We start from the raw sequence: 542 nt of genomic DNA, 5'->3' as shown, positions 1-542 counted from the left end.
CTAGTACGGTCTCGTGGGCTTCCTGCGAGATGGAGCCGTAGCTCATCGCCCCCGTCTGGAACCGCTTCACGATCGACGACACGGGTTCGACCTCGTCGATGGGCACCGGCGGGCGCACGCCCGCGCGCAACTGGAAGAGGCCGCGCAGGGTCTTCAGCTCGGCGGCCTGGTCGTCGACCAGCTTGGTGTACTCGCGGAAGATGTCGTACCGGCGCGTCCGGGTCGCATGCTGCAGGCGGAACACGGTGTCGGGGTTGAACAGGTGCGGAGATCCGTCTCGGCGCCACTGGTACTCCCCGCCGGTCCACAGGCGCTCGTGGGCGCGCACAGCGGCGTCTTCGGGGTACGCGTAGGCGTGACGGGCGGCGTTCTCGGCGGCGATGACGTCGAGTCCGACCCCTCCGAGTTTGGTCTCGGTGCCCGTGAAATACGTGTCGACGAGTTCCTGCGACAGGCCGACGGCCTCGAAGACCTGGGCACCGGCGTACGACGAGACCGTCGAGATGCCCATCTTGGACATGATCTTCAGCACACCCTTGCCC

General features: G+C 67.2%; 1 protein-coding gene. It reads right to left on the bottom strand.

Annotation, left to right across the window (positions count from 1 at the left end; all coding sequences use genetic code 11):
- The coding region (locus tag ADINL_RS00780; protein ID WP_036542647.1) for a glutamate synthase central domain-containing protein at positions 1–542 on the bottom strand (542 nt) is incomplete at both ends.

The sequence above is a fragment of the Nitrincola lacisaponensis genome (genome assembly GCF_000691225.1).
In the GTDB taxonomy this organism is placed as follows: domain Bacteria; phylum Pseudomonadota; class Gammaproteobacteria; order Pseudomonadales; family Balneatricaceae; genus Nitrincola; species Nitrincola lacisaponensis.
This window is presented reverse-complemented; position numbering and strand designations above follow the sequence as displayed.